This window comes from Burkholderia sp. KCJ3K979, assembly GCF_016759955.1.
Lineage (GTDB): Bacteria > Pseudomonadota > Gammaproteobacteria > Burkholderiales > Burkholderiaceae > Burkholderia > Burkholderia orbicola.
Window position 1 is genome coordinate 1 of sequence record NZ_JACFYV010000150.1, and the last position, 17,090, is coordinate 17,090.

Sequence of the window (17,090 nt, forward strand, 5' to 3'; positions counted from 1 at the left end):
CCCACCGCGAGCAGCATTTCCTTCGTGAAATACAGGTCGCCGCGCTTTTCGCCGTGGTACTCGAGAATCTGCGTCTCGACGATCGAATCGACCGGGCAGCTCTCTTCGCAGAAACCGCAGAAGATGCACTTCGTCAGGTCGATGTCGTAGCGCGTCGTGCGGCGCGTGTTGTCCGCGCGCGTTTCCGATTCGATCGTGATCGCCAGTGCGGGGCACACGGCCTCGCACAGCTTGCACGCGATGCAGCGCTCTTCGCCGTTTTCGTAGCGGCGCAGCGCGTGCAGCCCGCGGAAACGCGGCGAAATCGGGGTCTTCTCTTCCGGGAACTGCACGGTGAACTTGCGCTTGAACGTGTAACGACCGGTCAGCGCGAGCCCCTTCAGCAGCTCGGTCAGGAAGAAAGTCTTAAAGAAGTGTTGGATAGCCGTCATGATTTCGTCCTTACTTCACCCAGATGTTCAGCGGCGACATCATCCAGAAGCCAACCACGATCACCCAGACCACCGTGACGGGCAGGAACACCTTCCAGCCCAGACGCATGATCTGGTCGTAACGGTAGCGCGGGAACGTCGCGCGCACCCAGATGAACACCGACAGCAGCGCGAAGACCTTCAGCACCAGCCAGAAGATGCCCGGGATGAACGACAGGAATTCGAACGGTGCGTCCCAGCCGCCGAGGAACAGCGTCGCGGCCAGTGCCGAGATCACGATCATGTTGATGTACTCGGCGAGGAAGAACAGCGCGAACGCCATGCCCGAGTAATCGATCATGTGACCCGCGACGATCTCCGACTCCCCTTCCACCACGTCGAACGGGTGACGGTTCGTTTCGGCGATGCCCGAGATGAAGTAGACGACGAACGCCGGCAGCAGCGGCAGCCAGTTCCACGACAGGAAATTCACGCCGTGGCCGGCGAAGAAGCCGTGCTGTTGCGAGCCGACGATCTCCGACAGGTTCAGGCTGCCGGCCGTCATCAGCACGAGCACCAGCGCGAAGCCCATCGAGATTTCGTACGACACCATCTGTGCCGCGGCGCGCATCGCGCCGAGGAACGCGTACTTCGAGTTCGACGCCCAGCCGGCGAGAATCACCGCGTACACGCCGATCGACGAGATCGCCATCGCGTACAGCAGGCCCGCGTTCACGTTCGCGAGCACGGCTTCCGCCTGGAACGGAATCACCGCCCACACCGCGAACGCCGGCACGACCGTCATCACCGGCGCGATCAGATACAGCCAGCGGCTGGCGGCGCTCGGCTGAATGACTTCCTTCAGCAGCAGCTTCAGCACGTCGGCGATCGGCTGCAGCAGGCCGCCGGGGCCGACGCGGTTCGGGCCGAGACGCACGTGCATCCAGCCGATCAGCTTGCGTTCCCACAGAATCAGGTACGCGACGCACAGCAGGATGACGACGGAGACGACGAGGATGCGCACGACTGCCCACACCGTCGGCCACGCGAAGCCGAGAAGCTCGGCCCCGCCCGCGTTGATCGTATCGAACAAGCTCATTTACGCCTTCTCCACCACCAGTTCACCGGACAGGCTGCCGAGCGCTGCGCCGGCAGGCGTGGCCGCCGACACGCGAACGACCGTCTCCGCAAGATTCGCGTCGCGCACGGCCGGCAACTGCACCGCACGCTCGCCCTGGCGCACGCGCACGGCGTCGCCTTCCTTCAAGCCCAGCTTGTCGAACAGCGCGGCCGGCAGGGCTGCGGCATTCGCCGCCTTCGCCGCGGCCGTCAGGTGCAGCGCACCCGCGCGGCGCACGAGCGCGTCGGCGTGATAGATCGGCACATCGGCCAGGCGCTCGAAACCGCCGTTCGCGGCATTCGCCGCGGCACGGGCCGGCGCGATCGACGTCTGGTTCGACAGGCGGCCCGCGACGCCGGCGTCGCCGAGCGCGGCGAGACGCACTTCTTCCGCGGTCTCGTATTCGAAGTTCGGCAGGCCGAGCAGGCTGCCCAGCACGCGCAGCACCTTCCAGGCCGGACGCGTGTCGCCGAGCGGGCGCACGACGCCGTTGAAGCTCTGCACGGTGCCTTCCGCGTTGACGAACGTACCGGCCGTTTCCGTGAACGGCGCGACCGGCAGCAGCACGTCGGCGTAGTCGAGGCCGTGCTTGAACGGCGACATCACGACGACCATTTCAGCCTGATTCAGCGCGGCAAGCGCCTGTGCCGGATCGGCGGTATCGAATTCCGGTTCGACGTTCAGCAGCACGTAGCCCTTGCGCGGCTGCTCGAACGCTTCGCGTGCGTTCAGGCCGCCTTCGCCCGGCAGTGCGCCGACGACGTGCGCGCCGACCGTGTTCGCCGCTTCCGTCAGGAAGCCGAACGTGGCGCCGGTGTTGTCGGCGATCCACTGCGCGACGGCGTGCAGCTTCGCGAATTGCGGATGACGGACCGCGACGTTGCCGAGCAGCACCGCGCGGCGTTCGCCGTTCGCGAGCGACTGCGCGACAGCCTGGGCAGCCGGCGATGCCGTGACGCCCGCGAGCGCGTCGGGCAGCGCGACATCGCGCAGTTGCGCGACGGCGGCGGCGATGCCGGCCAGCTCGTCGAGCCATGCGGACGGCGCAGCGACGATGCGTTGCGCGGTCGGGATCAGCGAATCGTCACCGGTCGCGTGCAGGAAGTGCAGCTTCGCACCGTTCTTCGCGGCCTGACGCAGGCGCGATGCGAACAGCGGGTGGTCGCGGCGCAGGAACGAACCGACGACGAATGCGGCATCCACGTTCGACAGATCGGCGATCGGCATGCCGAGCCACGGCGCGCCCTGGACCGGCGCCGAGAAATCCTGCTGACGCAGACGGAAGTCGACGTTCGGCGTCTTCAGTTCGTTGGCGAGCTGCTTCACGAGGAACAGCTCTTCCGCGGTGCTGTGTGCGCTCGCGAGCATCGCCAGCGCGTTCGCGCCGTGATCCGCGGCGATGCCCTTCAGGCCCTTCGCGACGTATTCGAGCGCGGTCTGCCAGTCGGTCTCGATCCACTGGCCGCCCTGCTTCAGCATCGGCTTCGTCAGGCGCTCTTCGCTGTTGAGGCCTTCATACGAGAAGCGGTCCTTGTCCGAGATCCAGCATTCGTTGATCGCTTCGTTCTCGAACGGCAGCACGCGCATCACGCGGTTGTTCTTCACCTGCACGACGAGGTTCGCGCCGACGGAATCGTGCGGGCTCACCGACTTGCGGCGCGACAGTTCCCACGTACGGGCGCTGTAGCGGAACGGCTTGCTGGTCAGCGCGCCGACCGGGCACAGGTCGATCATGTTGCCCGACATTTCGGAGTCGACCGTCTTGCCGACGAACGTCGTGATTTCCGAATGCTCGCCGCGGCCCAGCATGCCGAACTCCATCACGCCGGCGATTTCCTGGCCGAAGCGGACGCAGCGCGTGCAGTGGATGCAGCGCGACATTTCTTCCATCGAGATCAGCGGGCCCACGTTCTTGTGGAACACCACGCGCTTTTCTTCCGAGTAGCGCGACGACGACTTGCCGTAGCCGACCGCCAGATCCTGCAGCTGGCATTCGCCGCCCTGATCGCAGATCGGGCAATCGAGCGGGTGATTGATGAGGAGGAATTCCATCACCGACTGCTGCGCCTTCACAGCCTTGTCGGACTGCGTGCGGACGATCATGCCGGCCGACACGGGGGTCGCGCAGGCAGGTACGGCCTTCGGCATCTTCTCGACTTCGACGAGACACATCCGGCAGTTGGCCGCGACCGACAGTTTCTTGTGATAGCAGAAGTGAGGAATGTACGTATCCGCCTTGTGCGCAGCCTGGATCACCATGCTGCCTTCGGGCACCTCGACCTTCTTGCCGTCTATTTCAAGTTCAACCATGATGGTGAATGGTCCTTAACCTATTTCCGCCCGTTCGCGCCTTGGCCCGACCGTGCGCTCAAATTCCGCAACCGGGTTCGCTTCAGGCTGCCGCCGCGTGCGCGTGGCCGCCGACCATGCAGTGCTTGTGCTCGACGTGGTACGCGAATTCGTCCCAGTAGTGCTTGAGCATCCCGCGAACCGGCATCGCCGCCGCATCGCCGAGCGCGCAGATCGTGCGGCCCATGATGTTCTCGGCCACCGAGTTCAGCAGGTCCAGATCTTCCTGGCGCCCTTCGCCGTGCTCGATACGATTCACGACGCGATACAGCCAGCCGGTGCCTTCACGGCACGGCGTGCACTGACCGCACGATTCCTCGTAGTAGAAGTACGACAGGCGCAGCAGCGAACGCACCATGCAGCGCGTCTCGTCCATCACGATCACCGCGCCGGAACCGAGCATCGAGCCGGCCTTCGCGATCGAGTCGTAGTCGAGATCCGTCTGCATCATGATGTCGCCCGGGATCACCGGCGCCGACGACCCGCCCGGAATCACGGCCTTGATCTTCTTGCCGCCGCGCATCCCGCCGGCGAGCTCCATCAGCGTCGCGAACGGCGTGCCGAGCGGCACTTCGTAGTTGCCCGGGCGCTCGACGTCGCCCGACACCGAGAAAATCTTCGTGCCGCCGTTGTTCGGCTTGCCGATCTCGAGGTAATTCTGCGGCCCGATGGACAGCAGGAACGGCACCGCGGCGAACGTCTCGGTGTTGTTGATCGTGGTTGGCTTGCCGTACACGCCGAAGCTCGCCGGGAACGGCGGCTTGAAGCGCGGTTGGCCCTTCTTGCCTTCGAGCGACTCGAGCAGCGCCGTTTCCTCGCCGCAGATGTACGCGCCGTAACCGTGGTGCGCGTGCAGCTGGAACGAGAATTCCGAGCCCATGATGTTGTCGCCGAGGAACCCGGCCGCGCGCGCTTCATCGAGCGCGGCTTCGAAGCGTCGATACACTTCGAAGATCTCGCCGTGGATGTAGTTGTAGCCGACGGTGATGCCCATCGCGTATGCGCCGATGGCCATGCCTTCGATCAGCGCGTGCGGGTTCCAGCGCAGGATGTCGCGATCCTTGAACGTGCCCGGCTCGCCTTCGTCCGAGTTGCAGACGAGGTACTTCTGCCCCGGGAACTGACGCGGCATGAAGCTCCACTTCAGGCCGGTCGGGAAGCCCGCACCGCCGCGGCCGCGCAGGCCCGACGCCTTCACGTCGGCGATCACCTGCTCGGGCGGAATCTTTTCTTCGAGAATGCGGCGCAGCTGCTTGTAGCCGCCGCGCGCAACGTAGTCTTCGAGGTGCCAGTTCTCGCCGTTCAGACCAGCGAGGATCAGCGGTTTGATGTGACGGTCGTGGAGGGACGTCATTTCGAGAGCTCCTCAAGCAGCTGGTCGATCTTCTCGCGGCTCATGAAGCTGCACATTCTGTGATTGTTCACCAGCAGCACCGGCGCATCGCCGCACGAGCCCATGCATTCGCCTTCCTTCAGCGTGAACTTGCCGTCGGGCGTGGTCTCGCCGAAGCCGATGCCCAGCTTCTGTTTCAGGTAGTCGGCAGTCGCTTCCGCGCCGCCGTGCGGGCCGAGCTGGCACGGCAGGTTCGTGCAGAGCGTGATCTTGTGCTTGCCGACCGGTTTGAGCTCGTACATCGTGTAGAACGTCGCGACTTCCTGCACGGCAACGGCCGGCATGCCGAGATAATCCGCGACGAACTGCATCAGTTCGGGCGACAGCCAGCCGTGCTCTTCTTGAGCCACGGCCAACGCCGACATCACGGCGGACTGTTTCTGATCGGCGGGATACTTCGTCAACGCTCGATCGATTTCCTTCAGGCCTTCAGCTGAGATCATTTTCAGACACGACTCTTTCAATTCCTACCGAACGAACAACCTGCCGCACACTGGGGTGCATGGACGGCAGACCTGGCGCTCACTCTGTTGACAGCTTGCGAAGCCGCGCCGGTTCGGCGCATACCGCATGTGACTTCGCGTGTGACTGACTGCTCGCCGCTCGCGCTCGCGGACGGCGCAACCATTAGCGATCGATTTCGCCGAACACGATGTCCTGCGTACCGATGATCGTGACGGCGTCGGCGATCATGTGACCGCGCGCCATTTCGTCGAGCGACGCCAGGTGCGCGAAACCCGGCGCGCGAATCTTGAGGCGATACGGCTTGTTGGCGCCATCCGACACGAGATAAATGCCGAACTCGCCTTTCGGATGCTCGACCGCCGCGTACGCTTCGCCTTCCGGCACATGGAAACCTTCGGTGAAGAGCTTGAAGTGGTGAATCAAGTCTTCCATGTTGGTCTTCATGCCGACGCGCGACGGCGGGGCAACCTTGTGATTGTCCGTCATCACCGGGCCCGGATTCTTGCGGAGCCACTCAATACACTGTTTCGCGATGCGGATCGACTGGCGCATTTCTTCGACGCGCACCAGATAGCGGTCGTAGCAATCGCCGTTCACGCCGACCGGCACGTCGAAATCCATCCGATCGTACACTTCGTAGGGCTGCTTCTTGCGCAGGTCCCACGCGATGCCCGAGCCGCGCAGCATCGGGCCGGTCAGGCCCATCTGCAGCGCACGCTCCGGGCTCACCACGCCGATCCCGACCAGACGCTGTTTCCAGATCCGGTTGTCGGTCAGCAGCGTTTCGTATTCGTCGACGCACTTCGGGAAGCGCGTGAAGAAATCGTCGATGAAGTCGAGCACCGAGCCGCTGCGCGCTTCGTTCATCTTCGCGAGCGCCTTCTCGTTGCGAATCTTCGACGCCTTGTATTGCGGCATTGCGTCAGGCAGATCGCGATAGACGCCGCCCGGACGATAGTAGGCCGCGTGCATCCGGGCGCCGGACACCGCTTCGTACACGTCCATCAGGTCTTCGCGTTCGCGGAAAGCGTACAGGAACACGGCCATCGCGCCGACGTCGAGCGCGTGCGCGCCGATCCACATCAGGTGGTTCAGCACGCGCGTGATTTCGTCGAACAGCACGCGGATGTACTGCGCGCGCTCCGGCACTTCGATGCCGAGCAGCTTTTCGATCGCGAGTACGTAGCCGTGCTCGTTGACCATCATCGACACGTAGTCGAGACGGTCCATGTACGGCACGGACTGGATGAAGGTCTTGGATTCCGCGAGCTTTTCCGTCGCGCGGTGCAGCAGGCCGATGTGCGGATCGGCACGCTGAATGACTTCGCCGTCGAGCTCGAGCACGAGGCGCAGCACGCCGTGCGCTGCCGGGTGCTGCGGGCCGAAGTTGAGCGTGTAGTTCTTGATTTCTGCCATGACGCCCCCTTAATGTTTCAGACCGCCATAGCGATCCTCGCGGATCACGCGCGGCGTGATTTCGCGCGGCTCGATCGTCACCGGCTGGTACACGACCCGCTTCTCTTCCGGGTCGTAACGCATTTCGACGTAGCCCGACACCGGGAAGTCCTTGCGGAACGGGTGACCGATGAAACCGTAGTCGGTGAGGATGCGGCGCAGGTCGGGGTGGCCTTCGAACACGATGCCGTACAGGTCGAACGCTTCGCGCTCGTACCAGTTCGCCGAGGTCCAGATGTCGACCAGCGACGCCACGATCGGCAGATCGTCGTCCGGCGCGAATGCGCGCAGGCGCAGGCGCCAGTTGTTCGTGACCGACAGCAGGTGCGACACGGCCGCGAAGCGCGGGCCGTCGTAGGCGCCGTCGCCGAAGGTCTGGTAGTCGACGCCGCAGAGGTCGATCAGTTGCTCGAAACGGAGCTTCGGATCGTCGCGCAGCGTCTTTGCGACTTCGAGGTAATCGCTCGCCTTCACGACGAGCGTCAGTTCACCGATCGCTTCGGTGAGGCTCACCACGCGCGCGCCGAGCGCGGCTTCGAGGTTTGCCTTGAGGGTCTCGATTTTGCTTGCCATATTGAGGGGACGCTCGGGGCTTTATTGACGGGCGATGGTATTGGTGCGGCGGATCTTCGCCTGAAGCTGGATCACGCCGTAGACCAGCGCCTCGGCCGTGGGCGGACAGCCCGGCACGTAGACGTCGACCGGCACGATCCGGTCGCAGCCGCGGACCACCGAGTACGAGTAGTGATAGTAACCACCGCCGTTGGCGCACGACCCCATCGAGATCACCCAGCGCGGCTCGGCCATCTGGTCGTACACGCGGCGCAGCGCGGGCGCCATCTTGTTGCACAGCGTGCCGGCGACGATCATCACGTCCGACTGACGCGGGCTCGGGCGAAACACGACGCCGAACCGGTCCAGATCGTAACGGGCCGCGCCCGCATGCATCATCTCGACGGCGCAACACGCGAGCCCGAACGTCATCGGCCACAGCGAGCCGGTACGCGTCCAGTTGATCAGCTTGTCAGCCGTCGTGGTGACAAACCCTTCCTTCAAGACCCCTTCGATACTCATTTGCTTTCCACTCCAGACGAGCGACCGAGCGTGGCCGCTCATGCAAACCGGCGATTAACCCATCACTCCCAGTCGAGGCCGCCTTTCTTCCAGATATAGGCAAAGCCCAGCAGGAATTCGAGCAGAAAAATCATCATTGCGATGAAACCCGGCCAGCCGATGTCCCGGAGCGCGACGCCCCACGGGAACAGGAATGCGGTTTCGAGATCGAAGATGATGAACAGGATGGCGACGAGGTAATACCGGACGTCGAATTTCATCCGGGCGTCTTCAAAGGCTTCGAAGCCGCACTCGTACGGTGCGTTCTTCTCGACGTCCGGCTTGTTGGGACCAAGGAGCTTGCCGATGCTGACCAGCGCTATACCTAAACCAGTGCCCACGAGGAGGAACAACAAGACGGGGTAATAGGCTGCGAGGTTCAAGGCAATCCTCTATCGGTTGGTTCTGAGCGTCCGGAGAATACCACTTCCGGCGGAAGGAATCATTTCGGAGTGCAGGCGATCGCAAGACAACCGCAAGCCCACCCCACAAATGAAAAATGCCAGCCACTGGAAGCGGCTGGCATTGAGTAACTTTGGTGCCGACGGCGAGACTCGAACTCGCACAGCTTTCGCCACTACCCCCTCAAGATAGCGTGTCTACCAATTTCACCACGTCGGCACTGCATGCAACTCGGGTTGTGCTGCTCGTTCCCGCGAATCGCTTCAAGAATTAAATTCTAACCCGAGTTCCGGATTTGTTCAACGCACAACCGCAAAAAAATTAACTTTTTATTTCGGGACATCCTGGCCCGGCGCGCTTGCGGCCGAACCGGCGGCAGCCGACGCCGCGACAGCCGGCGCCGATGCCGCGGGGGCCGATGCCGGCGCGGTCACTGCCGTGCCGAGCACGCCTGCCGACGGCGTCGACTTGTACGAACCGAGGTACGTCAGCGCGAGCGTCGCGACGAAGAAGATCGTCGCGAGAATGCCCGTCGTGCGCGACAGGAAGTTCGCCGAGCCCGTCGCACCGAACAGACTGCCCGACGCGCCGCTGCCGAATGCGGCGCCCATGTCGGCACCCTTGCCGTGCTGCAGCAGCACGAGCCCAATCACACCGAGTGCAGACAGCACCTGCACCACAATAATCAGCGTCTTGAATAACAGCATCACACCCACCCGATTGGATCGGGCGACCGGACCGACCGGCCGCCGTCATGGTTCAATTCGATCTCGGACCGCTCAACGCGCGGCCCGGCAGATCGCCAGGAAATCTTCCGCCTTCAGCGACGCGCCGCCGATCAGGCCGCCGTCGATGTCCGGCTGCGCGAACAGCTCTTCCGCGTTGTCCGGCTTCACGCTGCCGCCGTACAGCACGGACACGTCCGCCGCACCCTTTGCCGCGAGACGCGTCCGCAGGAACGCATGCACGTCCTGCGCCTGCGCCGACGTCGCGCTCTTGCCCGTGCCGATCGCCCAGACCGGCTCGTACGCGACGACGATACGCGCGGCCTCGTCAGCCGTCAGCACGGCCAGCACCGCGTCGAGCTGCGCACCGACGACCTGCTCGGTCGCACCCGACTCGCGCTCGTCGAGCGTCTCGCCGACACACACGACCGGCACGAGGCCGGCCGCGAGCGCGCGCTGCGTCTTCGCCGCGACCGTCTCGTTGCTTTCGCCGTGATACGCGCGACGCTCCGAGTGGCCGACGATCACATACCGCGCGCCGAACTCCGCCACCATCGCAGCCGCCACCTCACCGGTGAATGCGCCTTGCTCGTGCGCGGACACGTCCTGCGCACCGAACGCGACACGGCCACCGCCAAGCTGCGCCTGAACCTGCGCGAGATACGGGAACGGCACGCACACGCCGATCGACGTTTCAGCCGCCACCGTGCCCGCGCCCTGCACCACTTCGTTCAGCAGCGCCTGGTTGCCGGCCAGCCGGCCGTGCATCTTCCAGTTGCCGATCACTCGCTTTGTTCGTTGTTTCGACATCGTGTCTGTCTCGTCACTATCTTGTCATTAACGTGCCGGAACCCGGCCGTCAGGTTGGATCTGGCGAAGCAAACCCGCGATTTTACTGCGCGCGGCTTGAACCGGTCAAACCGCGCATGTCAAGCCCGCCGCACGGGCCGTCAGGCGTTCGTTCCCCAATCGAGCACGATCTTGCCGGTATGCTCGCTGCTTTCCATCAGCGCATGCGCCTGTGCGGCGTCCGCGGCGGGCAACACGCGATAGATCACCGGCTTGATGCGGCCGTCGGCGAGCAGCGGCCACACGCGCGCCTTCAGCTGCGCGGCGATACGGGCCTTGAATTCGACCGGGCGCGGACGCAGCGTCGAACCGGTCACGGTCAGCCGGCGGCGCAGGATCTCGCTCAGGTTGACCTCGGCCTTCGCGCCGCCGAGCAGCGCGATCAGCACGAGACGGCCGCCGTCCGCGAGCGCGGCCAGCTCGCGCGGCACGTACGAGCCCGCCACCATGTCGAGGATCACGTCGACACCGCGATCGTGCGTCAGCGACTTCACGACTTCGACGAAGTCTTCGGTCTTGTAGTTGATCGCGCGCTCGGCGCCAAGCGCCTCGCACGCACGGCATTTGTCGGCGGTGCCGGCCGTCGCGAACACGCGAAAGCCGAGCGCATGCGCGATCTGGATCGCCGTCACGCCAATGCCGCTCGAGCCGCCCTGCACGAGCAGGGTCTCCTGCTCACCGCCCTCGCCCGCGCCGAGCTGCGCACGGTCGAACACGTTGCTCCACACGGTGAAAAACGTTTCGGGCAGCGAGGCGGCCTCGATATCGGTGAGACCATCCGGCACCGGCAGGCACTGCGGCAGCGGCGCGACCGCATATTCGGCATAGCCGCCGCCCGCGAGCAGCGCGCACACGCGATCGCCCAGTTTCAGCCCGAACGGGTTCAGGGCCGCATCGGACAAATCGCCGCCGACGATCTCGCCCGCGACCTCGAGGCCCGGCAGATCCGACGCACCCGGCGGCGGCGCATAGGCACCCTTGCGCTGGAACACGTCGGGCCGGTTCACGCCGGAAGCCGCCACCTTGATCAGCACCTCGCCGCGCTTCGGTTCGGGGCGCGGACGCTCCGCGAGCTTCAGCACGTCGGGGGCGCCGAATTCGGTGATTTCGATGGCTTTCATGGTGAGAGTCGCTCCAGGATCGGAATCGGATGGCACGCCCGTGCGCACGGCGCGGGCGCCTCGCCGGCGCTGCTGCGCCGCACAACGATGCTACAGAAAAAACGGCCGGCACGCTTTCGCACTGCCGGCCGTTGATCCGCCTGTCCGCTTACTGCTGCGGCGGCGTATCCGACTGCGCTGCCGCCGCTGCTTCATTCAGCAGCGCCTTGGCCGACAGACGCACGCGACCCTTCTCGTCCGTCTGGATCACCTTGACCTTCACCTGCTGACCTTCCTTCAGGTAGTCGTTGATGTCCTTCACGCGCTCGTTGACGATTTCCGAGATGTGCAGCAGGCCATCCTTGCCCGGCAGCAGGTTCACGATCGCACCGAAATCGAGCAGCTTGAGCACCGTGCCTTCGTACACCTGACCGACTTCGATCTCGGCCGTGATTTGCTCGATGCGCTTCTTCGCTTCGGCCATGCCTTCGCTGCTCGTGCTGGCGATCGTCACGACGCCGTCATCCGAGATGTCGATGGTCGTGCCCGTTTCTTCCGTCAGCGCGCGGATCACCGAACCGCCCTTGCCGATCACGTCGCGGATCTTTTCCGGGTTGATCTTGACCGTGATCATGCGCGGCGCGAATTCCGACAGTTGCGTGTTCGCACCCGCCACCGCCGACGTCATCTTGCCGAGGATGTGCAGGCGGCCTTCCTTCGCCTGCGCGAGCGCGACCTGCATGATTTCCTTCGTGATGCCCTGGATCTTGATGTCCATCTGCAGCGCCGTCACGCCTTGCTCCGTGCCGGCCACCTTGAAGTCCATGTCGCCGAGGTGATCTTCGTCGCCGAGGATGTCGGTCAGCACCGCGAACTTGTTGCCTTCGAGGATCAGGCCCATCGCGATACCCGCGACGTGCGCCTTCATCGGCACGCCGGCGTCCATCAGCGCGAGGCAGCCGCCGCACACCGATGCCATCGACGACGAACCGTTCGATTCGGTGATTTCCGACACGACGCGGATCGAGTAGCCGAATTCGTCGGCGCTCGGCAGGCACTTGACCAGCGCGCGCTTGGCCAGACGGCCGTGGCCGATTTCGCGGCGCTTCGGCGAGCCGACGCGGCCCGTTTCGCCGGTCGCGAACGGGGGCATGTTGTAGTGGAGCATGAAGCGCTCGCGGTATTCGCCTTCGAGCGCGTCGATGATCTGCTCGTCACCCTTCGTGCCGAGCGTCGCGACGACCAGCGCCTGCGTTTCGCCGCGCGTGAACAGCGCCGAGCCGTGGGTACGCGGCAGCACGCCGGTGCGGATTTCGATCGGACGCACGGTGCGCGTGTCACGGCCGTCGATGCGCGGCTCGCCGTTCAGGATCTGCGAACGGACGATCTTCGCTTCGATGTCGAACAGCACGTTGCCGACCGTGGCCTTGTCGGCCGCGACCGTACCGGCCGCCAGCGCGTCTTCCTCGAGCTTCGCCGAGGTTGCCGCATAGACTTCCTTCAGCTTCGCCGAACGCGCCTGCTTGTCGCGGAGCTGGTAAGCGGCGAGCAGATCGTTCTGCGCCAGCTCGGTCACGCGCGCGATCAGCGCCTCGTTCTTCGGCGCCGGCTGCCAGTCCCACTCGGGCTTGCCGCCGTCGCGCACCAGTTCGTGGATCGCGTCGATCGCGATCTGCATCTGCTCGTGGCCGAACACCACGGCGCCCAGCATCACTTCTTCCGACAGTTGGTCGGCTTCCGACTCGACCATCAGCACGGCGCGCTCCGTACCCGCGACGACGAGGTCGAGGCTCGATGCCTTGAGCTGGTCACGCGTCGGGTTCAGCACGTACGCGTTGTCGATGTATGCCACGCGTGCGGCACCGACCGGGCCGTTGAACGGCAGGCCCGACACGGCGAGCGCGGCCGATGCGCCGATCAGCGCGGGGATGTCGGCCGGGATTTCCGGGTTCACGGACAGCACGTGGATCACGACCTGGACTTCGTTGTAGAAGCCTTCCGGGAACAGCGGGCGCAGCGGACGGTCGATCAGGCGCGACGTCAGCGTCTCGTGCTCCGACGGACGGCCTTCGCGGCGAAAGAAGCCGCCCGGGATCTTGCCGGCCGAGTAGGTCTTCTCGAGGTAGTCGACGGTCAACGGGAAGAAATCCTGGCCCGGCTTCGCCGACTTCGCGCCGACGACGGTTGCCAGCACGACGGTGTCTTCGACGTCGACGATCACGGCACCGCTCGCCTGGCGGGCGACTTCACCGGTTTCGAGGCGCACCTTGTGCTGGCCCCACTGGAATTCCTTCACGACCTTGTTGAACATGGACATGGTTGCTCCTTTGTATTCATGCATTTCATTCGCCGCGCCGGCCATCCCGCGCGGCGGCGTCCCGACCGAATCACCCGGAGCAAGGTGTGTTTTTTATGCCATTCCAGCGCGGCGCTCAGGCAGCGGCGCGCTGGAATGACACAAATCCTGCCCCGGTATCGGTCGTGGCGGCGGCCCCGCACGAACGTGCCGGACAGCCTGCGATGCGTGTGACGCTACGCACCGCGCAAAAACAAAATGCCTGTATCAGCGGACTGACACAGGCATCTTGCTGGCGGCAATCGCCTCGATTACTTACGCAGACCCAGCTTCTCGATCAGTGCGCGGTAACGGTCGGCATCCTTGCCCTTGAGGTAGTCGAGCAGCTTGCGGCGGCGGCTCACCATGCGCAGCAGGCCGCGGCGGCTGTGGTGATCCTTCGCGTGGGTCTTGAAGTGACCCGTCAGTTCGACGATACGTGCGGTCAGCAGTGCGACCTGGACTTCGGGCGACCCCGTGTCGTTGGTACCGCGGGCGAACTGAGCAACGACTTCCGACTTCTTGATATCTGCAACAGACATGTGATTTCCTTTCTAACTGAACAGGCGGACACGGAAGAATGGCCGTGCCGTGACTTACAACCGGCGCGCATTGTAGCACAACTCGGTGCCGTTCTTACCGCCCTCCGTCACGGGCGCGTCATCGAGCACGTCGACGGCATCTCCGTACGCTGCGCCGGCACCGCGAGCACCGTCCGGAAGCCGTAGCCCGATCCCTCGTTGTCGAAGCGCACGCCCGGCGTGCCGACCTTGTCCATTTCCATCACGTAAAGGGGCTGGATCAACTGGTGATCCTGGGCGCGCATCCGCGACGCGTGGAAGCCGTCGTCGAACGGCAGGCCCTCGAGCGCACGCGCGACCGCGACCGGGTCGGCCGAACCCGCGCGGGTCATCGCCGCGGCCAGCATCTCGATCATCTGGCTCATCCGCCGCACCGGGTAGTCGTCCTGCGCGGCCGGGAAACGGGTCCGGAACGCGCGGTAGAACGCGTCGGACTTGGCGCCGCCCGCGTTCGGGTGCCAGTCGGCCACCGCCACGACGCGGCCGACACCCGCGTCGCCGAGGGCCGCCGGCGCGCCGAGGCTGTTGCCGTAGAACGTATAGAACTTCGCGTCGAGCCCCTGTTCGCGCGCCGCCTTCACGAGCAGCGTGAGGTCGTTGCCCCAGTTGCCGGTCACGACGGCGTCCGCGCCGCTGGCGCGGATCTTCGCGATATACGGCGAGAAATCCTTGATCCGGCCGATCGGGTGGAATTCGTCGCCCGCGATCGTCACGTCCGGGCGCCGCGCCGCGAGCGCCTGCCGCGCGAGGGTGCTGACGTCGTGGCCGAAGCTGTAGTCCTGGTTCAACAGATAGACCTTTCGCAGCGCGCGATCGCGCGCCATCACGTCCGCAAGCGCGGCCATCCGCATGCCGGCATGCGCATCGAAGCGGAAATGCCAGAAACTGCAACGCGCGCCGGTCAGCGCCGGATCGTCGGCCGAATAGTTCAGGAACAGCATCCGGTTGTCCGGATCGCGCGCGTTCAGCTTGTCGAGCGCGGCGACGAGCGCGGCCGCGACGGCCGAGCTGTTGCCCTGCGCGACGAAGCCGACATGCCGGTCGGCGGCCGCGCGCAACTGCACGAGCGCCTCCTCCGGGCTGCCCTTGCTGTCGAGCACGACGAGTTCGAGCGGATGCGCGCCGTCACGCAGCTTCACGCCGCCCGCCGCATTGACCCGCTCGACACCGAAGCGCAGGTTGCGCTCCACCGCCGCGCCCGCGTTCGCGAACGGGCCCGACATCCCCTCGATCAGCGCGATCCGCACCGGCTCGCCGCCGGCAAACGCGGACGACACCAGCATCCACCCCGCGCTCCACGCGAGCGCGCACCGTTTCCACCCCTGCATCGGCCACCTGCCCTTCAATCTGCCCGAGAAGCGCGGATCATAGGCCGCCGCGCCCGCCACCCGCAAGCGCGACAGCCTGCGATCCGCACCGATTTTTTCCGCGCGATGCGCCGTCGCGCGCCGTCCGTGATAAAACGGGACTTGTTTCCGTGTTCTGGAGAATCCGATGCGCATTCGCATTCCCGCGCGCCTGCCCGTGCTGATCGCCGGTGCCGCCGCGCTGCTGGCCGGTTGCGCGCAACCGTGGCAGCAATACCAGGCCGGCCAGGACGAGTCGGCGATCGTCGCGCGCATGGGCCCGCCGCGCGAGATCTACGACCTGCCCGGCGGCGGCAAGCGCCTGATGTGGCCGACTCAGCCGATGGGCGAAATCACGGTCGCGGCCGACGTCGACGCAGCCCACCGGATCGTCAACGTGCGCCAGGTACTGCAGCCGAGCGAGTTCTATCGCGCGGAGATCGGCAAGTGGACGAAGACAGACGTCCTCGTCAATTTCGGACGCCCGGTCGAGACTTCCTACTTCCCGCTGATGAAACGCGAGGTTTGGACGTACCGGTATCTCGAGGACAACGTCTGGTACATGATGTACAGCTTCTACTTCGATCCGCAGGGCATCCTGCGCACCACGCAGAAAACACCGGACCCGCTGCACGATCCCGATCGCCGCACCCTGTTCTGACCGATTGCGTATTTATACGCAATTGTCGCAATGGCCATTCACGAATTATTGCGTGAATGGCCATTTCATTTTTTCCGCTGCCTTATTTAATTCAACGAATAAGACGGAAAACTTTTCCGATCGATGACATTGCGATGGCAATACGCTGAACGCCCCGTCATGCGGGCCGTAGCGGGAAACAGGCACGCCCGGGGCATGTCATGCGTCGCACTGGTGCATGCAATGCACTACGCCCAATCAATTTGAAACAATTTGTATCAACCCACCCGCAGTGCTAGGGCATACCCCTAATATCAGTCGAAAATCCAACCTTTCAATTTAGAAAGCATGCGATTGCGCCATTTCGTTCGATATTTATTTGCCTTTATCAAAAAGGAGTCCTCATGAATCGCCCCAAGAGCATGCTGGTTGCCAACATTGCCTGGGCCCGCGAGACGCGCGAACACACGCCCGGCTTTTTCGACGCGCTCGCGCGCGGCCAGAATCCGCGCGTACTGTGGATCGGTTGCGCGGACAGCCGCGTGCCAGCCGAAACCATCACGCACTGCGCGCCCGGCGAGCTGTTCGTCCATCGCAACATCGCGAACCTGTTCCACCCCGACGACGACAATTCCGCCAGCGTGCTCGAGTACGCGGTGCGGGTGCTGAAGGTCGACCACGTGATCGTGTGCGGTCACTACGGGTGCGGCGGCGTGCGTGCATCGCTGCTGCCGCCGCCCGCCGACCTGCCACACGTCGCGCGCCGCATCGCGCCGCTCTGCGCACTCGCGCGGCGCCATCGCGACA

The 17,090-nt window shown here is 64.6% G+C and carries 17 protein-coding genes and 1 tRNA gene; 2 read left to right on the forward strand and 16 right to left on the reverse strand.

Annotated elements, in window-relative coordinates:
* From nuoI to H3O04_RS25280, 16 genes are all read right to left on the reverse strand, one after another.
* On the reverse strand, nucleotides 1-431 hold a 431-nt coding region (gene nuoI / locus H3O04_RS25205; protein ID WP_202588668.1), incomplete at its 3' end, for an NADH-quinone oxidoreductase subunit NuoI.
* Nucleotides 432-441: 10 nt separating this feature from the next.
* Nucleotides 442-1,509 (reverse strand): NADH-quinone oxidoreductase subunit NuoH, encoded by a 1,068-nt coding sequence (nuoH, locus tag H3O04_RS25210; protein WP_006478269.1) that lies wholly within the window; start codon nucleotides 1,507-1,509, stop codon nucleotides 442-444.
* On the reverse strand, nucleotides 1,510-3,840 hold the full coding sequence (gene nuoG / locus H3O04_RS25215; RefSeq protein ID WP_011694332.1) for an NADH-quinone oxidoreductase subunit NuoG: 2,331 nt from the start codon (nucleotides 3,838-3,840) through the stop codon (nucleotides 1,510-1,512).
* 82 nt (nucleotides 3,841-3,922) lie between these two features.
* A complete protein-coding gene (nuoF, locus tag H3O04_RS25220; RefSeq protein WP_006478267.1) occupies nucleotides 3,923-5,233 on the reverse strand; it encodes an NADH-quinone oxidoreductase subunit NuoF in 1,311 nt (436 codons plus the stop codon).
* A complete protein-coding gene (gene nuoE, locus H3O04_RS25225; protein WP_006478266.1) occupies nucleotides 5,230-5,715 on the reverse strand; it encodes an NADH-quinone oxidoreductase subunit NuoE in 486 nt (161 codons plus the stop codon). The genes nuoF and nuoE overlap by 4 nt, the downstream gene beginning before the upstream one ends.
* Before the next feature lie 184 nt (nucleotides 5,716-5,899).
* Nucleotides 5,900-7,153: an NADH-quinone oxidoreductase subunit D gene (locus tag H3O04_RS25230; protein ID WP_006478265.1), complete on the reverse strand. Its 1,254-nt coding sequence runs from the start codon at nucleotides 7,151-7,153 to the stop codon at nucleotides 5,900-5,902.
* A 9-nt stretch (nucleotides 7,154-7,162) separates the two neighbouring features.
* On the reverse strand, nucleotides 7,163-7,765 hold the full coding sequence (locus H3O04_RS25235) for an NADH-quinone oxidoreductase subunit C (RefSeq protein ID WP_006478264.1): 603 nt from the start codon (nucleotides 7,763-7,765) through the stop codon (nucleotides 7,163-7,165).
* Between the two features lie 21 nt (nucleotides 7,766-7,786).
* Entirely contained in the window at nucleotides 7,787-8,266 is a 480-nt protein-coding gene (locus tag H3O04_RS25240) for a NuoB/complex I 20 kDa subunit family protein (protein ID WP_006398799.1), read from the reverse strand.
* Between the two features lie 62 nt (nucleotides 8,267-8,328).
* Entirely contained in the window at nucleotides 8,329-8,688 is a 360-nt protein-coding gene (locus H3O04_RS25245; protein WP_006398798.1) for an NADH-quinone oxidoreductase subunit A, read from the reverse strand.
* Nucleotides 8,689-8,841: 153 nt separating this feature from the next.
* Nucleotides 8,842-8,926: transfer RNA gene (locus tag H3O04_RS25250), tRNA-Leu, on the reverse strand.
* A 110-nt stretch (nucleotides 8,927-9,036) separates the two neighbouring features.
* Nucleotides 9,037-9,414 carry a preprotein translocase subunit SecG gene (secG, locus tag H3O04_RS25255; protein ID WP_034201508.1) on the reverse strand — a complete coding sequence of 126 codons (378 nt, stop codon included), beginning with the start codon at nucleotides 9,412-9,414 and terminating at the stop codon, nucleotides 9,037-9,039.
* Between the two features lie 72 nt (nucleotides 9,415-9,486).
* Nucleotides 9,487-10,242, reverse strand: coding sequence for a triose-phosphate isomerase (gene tpiA, locus H3O04_RS25260; protein WP_202588669.1), 756 nt, complete (start codon nucleotides 10,240-10,242; stop codon nucleotides 9,487-9,489).
* 140 nt (nucleotides 10,243-10,382) lie between these two features.
* Nucleotides 10,383-11,402 (reverse strand): NAD(P)H-quinone oxidoreductase, encoded by a 1,020-nt coding sequence (locus tag H3O04_RS25265; RefSeq protein WP_054928010.1) that lies wholly within the window; start codon nucleotides 11,400-11,402, stop codon nucleotides 10,383-10,385.
* A 148-nt stretch (nucleotides 11,403-11,550) separates the two neighbouring features.
* A complete protein-coding gene (pnp, locus tag H3O04_RS25270) occupies nucleotides 11,551-13,698 on the reverse strand; it encodes a polyribonucleotide nucleotidyltransferase (protein WP_077178111.1) in 2,148 nt (715 codons plus the stop codon).
* 290 nt (nucleotides 13,699-13,988) lie between these two features.
* Nucleotides 13,989-14,258: a 30S ribosomal protein S15 gene (gene rpsO, locus H3O04_RS25275; protein ID WP_006398792.1), complete on the reverse strand. Its 270-nt coding sequence runs from the start codon at nucleotides 14,256-14,258 to the stop codon at nucleotides 13,989-13,991.
* Between the two features lie 107 nt (nucleotides 14,259-14,365).
* Nucleotides 14,366-15,625, reverse strand: a complete 1,260-nt coding sequence (locus H3O04_RS25280; protein WP_011694333.1) for a branched-chain amino acid ABC transporter substrate-binding protein — start codon at nucleotides 15,623-15,625, stop codon at nucleotides 14,366-14,368.
* Nucleotides 15,626-15,791: 166 nt separating this feature from the next.
* On the opposite strand from H3O04_RS25280, the gene H3O04_RS25285 reads away from it, so the two are divergent.
* Together H3O04_RS25285 and H3O04_RS25290 are read left to right on the forward strand one after the other, a co-directional pair.
* A complete protein-coding gene (locus tag H3O04_RS25285) occupies nucleotides 15,792-16,304 on the forward strand; it encodes a hypothetical protein (RefSeq protein ID WP_006478258.1) in 513 nt (170 codons plus the stop codon).
* 383 nt (nucleotides 16,305-16,687) lie between these two features.
* Nucleotides 16,688-17,090, forward strand: a 403-nt coding sequence (locus H3O04_RS25290; RefSeq protein ID WP_272929896.1) for a carbonic anhydrase, incomplete at its 3' end; no start/stop codon positions are given.